Consider the following 7,419-nt stretch of genomic DNA (forward strand, 5'->3'; position numbering starts at 1 on the left):
AATTCAAACTCTTTCGGTTCCAACATCAAAGCACTAGAGCCTATTTGTGCTGATTCACCATTTGTTTTTGACACAGGCAATTACTTAAGTGCAGGCCACATTCATCCAGATACATTAACTGGTGTTATTTCTCGATTAAGAGGTACTGCTAAGGGCGCAAAGAAAAAGATTAGTATTGGTGCGCCGCTGGCTGATATAAAGCCATTCAGCATACATGACATTCGTAGATCTGCGGCCACCGCGTGGGGTGAACATTTAAAAACAGCCCCACATGTGATTGAACGCATGTTAAACCACCAACCTGAAAATAAGTTGGTTGCTACTTACCAACGTGCTGTTTATGCAGATGAACAACAAGCTGCGTGGTTAGGGTGGGGGCGATTAATTGAACACCAAATTATCAATGAATCAAATAATGTTATATCGCTTAAACGAACAATTAACGGATGAATATGAATATAGTTACAGATAGTAAAAAGGATAAGATTAATAAAATACTGGCTTTAGCAAAGCATAATAATTGGTATGGTTTTGCTGCTCAGTATAAGTATTATGGAAACATTAAACATCCAGTAAATGGATATTCTATCAATCAACTAAAATCAAAGACAGAGCCTGAATTAGATCAAATTTTATCTGCTTTCACCAAATATAAAAATGATGCTGAAGATCAGGCAGAAAAAAGTTTGTACTACAATAAACCAGACCATGATGCTGAATTTGATTATTGGTGCAAGCAGCCTTATTGGGACGTTCTTAATGAAGGGGTTGTTTTAATGTTAGCCAAGGATCCCAGGAAAATTAAATATGATTATATTAAAAAGTATAGTAGTGGTTCTAAGTTTGAAAAAAAATATACTGAAATTAGAGAAACAGCGAAAAGATACATCATTGCTGGAGAGTTATCATCAACAGCACTTCCTGGTGTGTTTTTAGCATGGGCTCAGAGAATGGGATATGAGATTCCCGTCAAATTATTGAAAACGATGAATATTTATAATATTCAAATAGCTGACTGGCAAATCTTATACAAACAGGCAGCAGAGATAATTGCATTTAAAAATAAAAGAATTGAGATTTTAGAGGATAAACTAAACAAACTTCAGGATGAAAATGAGCAATTAACAGATAATTTTCGTCTTCTACTTGATGAGGATAGTGATTTTTATTCACTAGAGCTTGATGCAGCTAATATTATCCAGAATATGGTTATCAAGCATTTTGATAAGTCAGTTTCTTTTAAAGAGCAAGCGACTCAATGTTTGGATAAACTTTATCCAAATTTATCTTCGGAGGCTAAAAAAAGAATAGCAATTATGTTAAACCCAACTGCTTGTAAATTGGGTGGAAGACCGAAGGAAGAAAATAATTTATAAAACTAGTCGCCCCTTTATAACCCTGTTCTAGTAAGGGTTATTGCTTAACCCATCCACCTGTTTTTTCAAAACACCCATAACCCTTTTAAGTATTTTGACTTATCGGACTGTGTCATTCTGTGTTTTCCTTAGGCCAACGTAGGTGATTCACAATGAGCAAACTTCCGCAAACAGGCTTTTTAAGACTCGCACAAATTTTGGGTAGTTCTAAATATCCGGCTCTAATTCCTGTCAGTAAGTCCACATGGTGGGAAGGTGTTAAAACAGGTCGTTTTCCACAACCGATAAAGCTAGGACCACGTATAACAGCTTGGCGTGTTGAGGATATTTTAAAGCTCATAGATAAGGGGGGGAGCTGTGCTTGAAGTAACAGATACAGAACTAATGCTCAGTATTTTTCATTTAAAAATATTAGAAAGATGCATTAAGTATGGGATGGGGCAGGCCTATATCCAAGAACAATTAGAAGAAGCTCGCCACCAGTTAACGCAATATTGTAAAAGGAATTATAAGGATTTGCATCATGGATTTTAATCAAATTATTAATCAATTCCAAGTGGAGTTATCAGCCAATGGCATGACTCCTCCGAACGAGATAATTGCTGATGCGCAATTGCATCGTTTTCATATTGAAGGAGATAAATCTGGATCTAGAAATGGATGGTATGTATTTCATCTTGATGGTGTGCCATGTGGAGTATATGGCAGTTGGAAAACAGGGATTCATTTGAAATGGAGTGCTAAAAAGCAAGATCATATGACTGCATCTGAACGTCGTAATCAAGTCGAACGTATAAAAGAAGCTTGTAAAATGCGTAATGCGATGAAAGCCAAGGAGCAACAGGAAGTCGCCTTACGTGCTAAGCATTTGTGGGAGAGTTATCTTAAAGCAAATCCTCACCATCCATACATAATAAGAAAACGCATATCACCATTTTATGCCCGTCAACATAGCAAAGAAATTGTTTTACCCATTATCGATTTTGACGGAAAAATATGGAGTTTGCAGTATATTAATGAACTTGGTGAAAAAAGATTTTTATTCAATGGAGCAATAAAAAGTCATTTTATACCTGTTCAGCATCAACCAACCAATGATCGAAAAATATTAGTCTGTGAGGGATTTGCAACTGGCGCAACATTGGCTGAAAAACATCCAACATATTGTGTGATTGCAGCTTGTAATGCTGGAAATTTAAAATCAGTAGCTACAGCTATTCGTAATTGTTCATCTAATGCGGAGTTGATCATATGTGTTGATGACGATCGATTAACCCCCAACAATCCTGGCTTAACAAAAGGACGGGAAGCCGCAATTGCTGCAGGAGCATTACTTAGCAAACCAATATGGCCCGATTGTGCACCAACATCATTGAAAGATTTTAATGATTTGAGTTGCTGGCTTGCTGAACAGGAGGTGCAAAGTGTCTAATTTAGAGCAAGGAATATCTGAGAGAACTAAGGGAACCGAGAGAACCACCAATGATGACGCGCTATTTAACGGTTCTCCTAAGGAGATAATAGAGGGAACCACGGCCACTGATGATTTACAAAATTCCTCTGATTTAAAGTTGGAGGTAATCTCACCCAGCCATGTTCCACCTGAAATACTCGCGGAACCTGAAATCAAACGGCCTGGGTTTATGGTATATGACGACTGGGTTTCAATTGAAGGGCACTCTAAGCTTCCTGGCTTATATTGGCATGGGTTTACAGGTGGTCAAGAACCTAAACCAATTGATATATGGGTATGCTCACCCATTCATGCAGAAGCAATTACCGCCGATGAACGTAATGAATCTTTTGGTCTATTATTACACTTTATTCAGCCATTTGGTGGTTGGCGTGAATGGTCAATGCCAATGCATCTTCTAAAAGGCAATGGCGATGAAATGCGGGGTGAGTTACTAAATTTAGGAGTCAGAATAAATCTTGATGCTAAAAAGTATTTAAATAGCTGGCTGATGCAACAAAAACCTGAACGCAGAACAATAGCAGCAATACGTACTGGATGGCATTCTAGTGGACGAGCGTTTGTAATGCCGAATAAAACCATTGGTGATGATAATATACGATTCCAATCAGAATATGCAGCACACGATGATTTCATTCAGCAAGGTGATATTCGAAGTTGGCGTGAACAAGTTGCTATGCGTTGCAGTGGGAACCCTGTTTTATTGTTATCGGTATCAGCAGCATTTGCCGCACCGCTATTATTAAAAGCAAAACAACAATCTGCTGGTGGTGGTGGCATTCATTTAATCGGCAAGTCAAGTAATGGTAAAACAACTGCATTACAGGTTGCTGCAAGTGTATGGGGCGGTCCAGGTTATGTCCGTGCTTGGCGTGCTACTGCTAATGGATTAGAGGCTACAGCAGCGGCATTAAATGATAGCTTGCTGGTTTTAGATGAAATCAGTGAATGTGATCCTCGTGAAATTGGTTCAATAATTTACGCATTAGCGAATGGACAAGGAAAACAGCGGGCCAAGCGTAACGGTGGATCGCGTGATTCTTTTAGATGGCGAACAATTGTTCTATCTAGCGGAGAACGTACTTTATCGGCCCATATGCAAGAAGCTGGACAGAAAGTCAAAGCTGGACAAGAAGCGAGACTGCTTAATATTCCTGCAACTGATCGGGCTTATGGCGCTTTTGATAATCTGCACGGTTTAACTGATGGGCGTATCTTTGCTGATTCTATGAAGCAAGCCACCAGTTTATTCTACGGGGTTAGTGGGCCGGTATTTGTTGAAAAATTGTTGAGCGATAAAGATTGTTTGTCAGAGCTATATGCCAAATTCTGTAATTTAGAAGGGTTTTATACATCAGATGGTATAGAAAGCCGAGCTGCGGGACTATTCGCACTAATTGCTCTTGCTGGCGAAAAAGCAACCGAATATGGTTTGACAGGATGGCAAGAAGGTGAGGCTTTAGAATCAGTCATTGAGCTATTTAATGCATGGCGTGATTTTAGAGGCAAGGGTCAAACAGAAACACGTCAAATACTTCAGGGTATACGCCATTTTATTGATAGGCACGGAGATAGTCGTTTTTCTGGGATTGAAGGAAATTCTATTCGCTCATATCAAGGCGATAATATCGATCAAAGACCTGTGGTTCGAGAGCGTGCAGGCTATTGGAAAGATACGGATAAGGGGCGTATTTTCTTATTTAATTCTCCAGCGCTACAAGAAGCAGCTCCAGGATTTGATTTAAATTGTATTTTACGTGCTTTAAATGAGTCAAAATGGATTGTAGATAAGGACTTTGGCAAAAACTCCAAAAAAGTTAAAATTGGCGGGCGATCCATCTCCTTTTATTGGATTTTACCTAACGAGGAGGTTTGACAATGAGCGTCCTTAATCTATTAGCCCGCATGGAATCAGCATCATGTTCTCTGGTTCTCTCCAAGGCAACTTGTGGGGGAACCGTGGAAACTCAAGAGATACAAGAGGGTTCCTTTAGTTCCCCTGGTTACCCTAGTGATAATCAAGGAAAATATAATTTTGTTTCGGATGATATTCAATTAACTAATATTTGCAAATGTGGCTATCGTCGACCATTTTGTGCGTGTGGTTTTTATAAGTTTCTAGGCTAATTCAAGGAGAAATGCCATGGCTAGAAAGACTAAAGAGCAAGTAATGCTAGATCAAGCCGAAAAGAATAAAATCGAAGAAAAAAAGAAAGCAGCAACTACAGAGTTGTATTTGCATTGCCGTGGTCATGCAACATTGGCGCTTAGCAAATTACATGGGAATGGATTTGATGGTGTTGCTGCATTTGATCGACTTTCTAGAAGTGTAGATCGCGTTCTTAATAATGATACTAATGAAATTGAAGCCATGCTTATGACGCAAGCTAAAAGCCTTGAGTATGTGTTTTATGACGCATTATCTAAACTGCCTAATTCAAGCATAGAACATGCGGAGGTCTTCGCAAATATTGCCCTGAGATCTCAAAATGGATGTAGAAAAACCTTAATGGCATTGGCAGAGCTTAAGCATCCTCGCCGGACAACTACCTTCATCAAGCAACAAAATAACCATGCTTTTAACCAACAAGTGAACAATGGTGTAAACTCTGAAGGTCACTCAATTGAAAATAATAACAAAGCTCCAAACGAACTGAATGCTAAGGTCTCTTATGAAGCAAAGAAAATGGACATTGGAACAACGTTTGAAACAGGCGCAGCGAATACGCCAGCAGAAGCCATGGGAGTACTCGACGGGGCCCAAGACCATGGAGGGCAAGGCTATATCTCGAAAAAATAGTTTTAAGCATGGCGCTAGATGTAAAGATGTCAGAGACATGAAATATCATCTAGCTGAGTGGAACAGGGAATTAAAGAAATTACTCAGTTTTGTTTAGGTGATTTATGCCTCTCTTCAGATAAGTAATGCGGCAATACGTAGAAATATTAATTCTCCAGACAATTTTTGAGCGGATTGCTTACTGAGAACCTATAATTTAAAGAACATATTCTCTCTCACAATTGAAAATTAATGGGTGGATAATGAAGCATGAAGTAACTACATTTAAATCTTTAAAGGCCTGTATTAAGGAGCTTGAACGATTTATTCGGAACGGAAATCATCTTGAAACAGGTCGCGAATTTCAAAAATTTGGTAACCTTCGATCAAGAGAGGTTCTCGGTTGCTGGTTATTAGCAGCTGTCTTAAATCATGAAGCTAAATCTGAAGATATAAAAATTTGCACAGACCCCCTTGGTTCTGATGGGATCTTATTTGATACAAAGAAGAACATTTCCCATCCTCTGGAGCAAGTCATGATTGCACGATGCAACCCAAGCGATAAAAAAACAGAAGAGTTGATACTAGAACTAATCCACAAAAAACAAAATAAAGGTGGTAAATCCTACGCTTCTGGAAAAACATTGGTAGTATTCTTAAATAGAAAAGGGGATAGTTGGTACCCTAATCGATTGACTAAGATACTCCCACAACTAGATTTCAACGCAGTTTGGGTTGTTGGGTTGCAAGAGATGGTTAATGATTCATATTCCTATAATGTAACTCAGCTGAGTAGAGGTGGATGCCCTATTTGGCGAATTAACATTAAAAATACGTTCGATGATTGGATAATTAAAAAGATTCAATAGCAATGCTTTTCTGTACAAAATCATGCAGTTTGCTCTTTCTTGTAAAATTCAATTGTTACTAAGGGAGTTTTAAATATGGAAACAAATACAATTCTGGCATTACTTGGGGGGATGGGCGTGGGTAGTTTAATTAACAACATGATTACACATTACACTAATCAAAAATCAAAACAAAAAGAACGAAGGTATGAAGAGAAAAAAGCTGCATATATTGGACTGCTTACCTCATTACATGACGCAGCTTTAAACCCTTCAGAAAAAACAGCCAAATCTTATGCGCTATGGCAAGCTAAATGCCAAATATTCGGTTCTGAAAAGGTAACTAGATTTACCCAGGCAATCGTTGACACGAATGACGGACCTAAAAAAGATCGGGAAACAGCATTCAATTTATTATTGACGGCTATTCAACAGGATTTAGATAAATCATGAAAATATACTATCTAACTAACATAATTTATCCATTAAGTTGTTAATTCATCCCATCGAGTATCTACAAACATTGCCATCCGCAATAGCATGCTTAGAGCAGTATATGCTTCATTTTCGTTGATTTTTGAAGTTAGCCCATGTGCAGCATCATCACGCCAATACTTAAGGAGAGAGGTAAATCCTTTCATTTCATCTTTTAATTGTTGATTAGACTGACCAGTAAGCGTGTTTTCAATTTTGCGTCTACCTTGTGCTGAAAGATAGCTTTTAAGTGTGTTTGCTTCATCTTTGGTTTTGGTTATTGCTGCGCCTAGTAAAATTGATTCTGCGGCGGCACCACACATTGCACAACATGCTATGTATGCATGAGCACCATAGCATCTAATTGCTTCTTGAGTTCTTTGGTGAAAGCCGGGGCCAAATTTTTCTTTATATGGCTGGATCATTTGAGCAAATCGGGCTCTACCCCAAATAAGGGGGCACTTTAAT

Annotated in this window: 11 protein-coding genes; 10 read left to right on the forward strand and 1 reads right to left on the reverse strand. The window is 38.5% G+C overall.

What is annotated here, in order from left to right; genetic code table 11:
* The 10 genes from LDG_RS19505 to LDG_RS03050 form a co-directional block, all read left to right on the forward strand.
* On the forward strand, window positions 1-450 hold a 450-nt coding region (locus LDG_RS19505; protein WP_040534267.1), incomplete at its 5' end, for a site-specific integrase.
* A 2-nt stretch (window positions 451-452) separates the two neighbouring features.
* Complete coding sequence (locus LDG_RS03015; protein WP_006869651.1) at window positions 453-1,376, forward strand: hypothetical protein; 924 nt, start codon at window positions 453-455, stop codon at window positions 1,374-1,376.
* Window positions 1,377-1,528: 152 nt separating this feature from the next.
* On the forward strand, window positions 1,529-1,741 hold the full coding sequence (locus tag LDG_RS03020) for a helix-turn-helix transcriptional regulator (RefSeq protein WP_006869652.1): 213 nt from the start codon (window positions 1,529-1,531) through the stop codon (window positions 1,739-1,741).
* Window positions 1,734-1,910 carry a hypothetical protein gene (locus LDG_RS19510; protein ID WP_158307858.1) on the forward strand — a complete coding sequence of 59 codons (177 nt, stop codon included), beginning with the start codon at window positions 1,734-1,736 and terminating at the stop codon, window positions 1,908-1,910. The genes LDG_RS03020 and LDG_RS19510 overlap by 8 nt, the downstream gene beginning before the upstream one ends.
* Window positions 1,900-2,808 carry a toprim domain-containing protein gene (locus LDG_RS03025; RefSeq protein WP_006869654.1) on the forward strand — a complete coding sequence of 303 codons (909 nt, stop codon included), beginning with the start codon at window positions 1,900-1,902 and terminating at the stop codon, window positions 2,806-2,808. Before LDG_RS19510 ends, LDG_RS03025 begins: the two co-directional genes overlap by 11 nt.
* Window positions 2,801-4,726, forward strand: coding sequence for a DUF927 domain-containing protein (locus LDG_RS03030; protein WP_006869655.1), 1,926 nt, complete (start codon window positions 2,801-2,803; stop codon window positions 4,724-4,726). The genes LDG_RS03025 and LDG_RS03030 overlap by 8 nt, the downstream gene beginning before the upstream one ends.
* A 2-nt stretch (window positions 4,727-4,728) precedes the next feature.
* The gene (locus LDG_RS03035; RefSeq protein WP_006869656.1) at window positions 4,729-4,977 is read left to right on the forward strand and encodes a hypothetical protein; all 249 of its coding nucleotides are present in this window, start codon (window positions 4,729-4,731) and stop codon (window positions 4,975-4,977) included.
* Between the two features lie 16 nt (window positions 4,978-4,993).
* A complete protein-coding gene (locus LDG_RS03040) occupies window positions 4,994-5,650 on the forward strand; it encodes a hypothetical protein (protein WP_006869657.1) in 657 nt (218 codons plus the stop codon).
* Between the two features lie 242 nt (window positions 5,651-5,892).
* The gene (locus LDG_RS03045; RefSeq protein WP_006869658.1) at window positions 5,893-6,498 is read left to right on the forward strand and encodes a hypothetical protein; all 606 of its coding nucleotides are present in this window, start codon (window positions 5,893-5,895) and stop codon (window positions 6,496-6,498) included.
* A gap of 75 nt (window positions 6,499-6,573) precedes the next feature.
* Window positions 6,574-6,930 carry a hypothetical protein gene (locus LDG_RS03050; RefSeq protein ID WP_006869659.1) on the forward strand — a complete coding sequence of 119 codons (357 nt, stop codon included), beginning with the start codon at window positions 6,574-6,576 and terminating at the stop codon, window positions 6,928-6,930.
* Window positions 6,931-6,962: 32 nt separating this feature from the next.
* Here the strand turns inward: LDG_RS03050 and LDG_RS03055 are convergent.
* Window positions 6,963-7,419, reverse strand: a 457-nt coding sequence (locus tag LDG_RS03055; protein WP_233491403.1) for a DUF4145 domain-containing protein, incomplete at its 5' end; no start/stop codon positions are given.

Source organism: Legionella drancourtii LLAP12, from assembly GCF_000162755.2.
Taxonomy (GTDB): Bacteria; Pseudomonadota; Gammaproteobacteria; order Legionellales; family Legionellaceae; genus Legionella; species Legionella drancourtii.

Coding starts and splice junctions, on each gene's coding strand:
- LDG_RS03045 (WP_006869658.1), top strand. CDS start 5,893: ATGAAGCATGAAGTAACTACATTTAAATCTTTAAAGGCCTGTATTAAG.
- LDG_RS03040 (WP_006869657.1), top strand. CDS start 4,994: ATGGCTAGAAAGACTAAAGAGCAAGTAATGCTAGATCAAGCCGAAAAG.
- LDG_RS03015 (WP_006869651.1), top strand. CDS start 453: ATGAATATAGTTACAGATAGTAAAAAGGATAAGATTAATAAAATACTG.
- LDG_RS03020 (WP_006869652.1), top strand. CDS start 1,529: ATGAGCAAACTTCCGCAAACAGGCTTTTTAAGACTCGCACAAATTTTG.
- LDG_RS03035 (WP_006869656.1), top strand. CDS start 4,729: ATGAGCGTCCTTAATCTATTAGCCCGCATGGAATCAGCATCATGTTCT.
- LDG_RS03025 (WP_006869654.1), top strand. CDS start 1,900: ATGGATTTTAATCAAATTATTAATCAATTCCAAGTGGAGTTATCAGCC.
- LDG_RS03050 (WP_006869659.1), top strand. CDS start 6,574: ATGGAAACAAATACAATTCTGGCATTACTTGGGGGGATGGGCGTGGGT.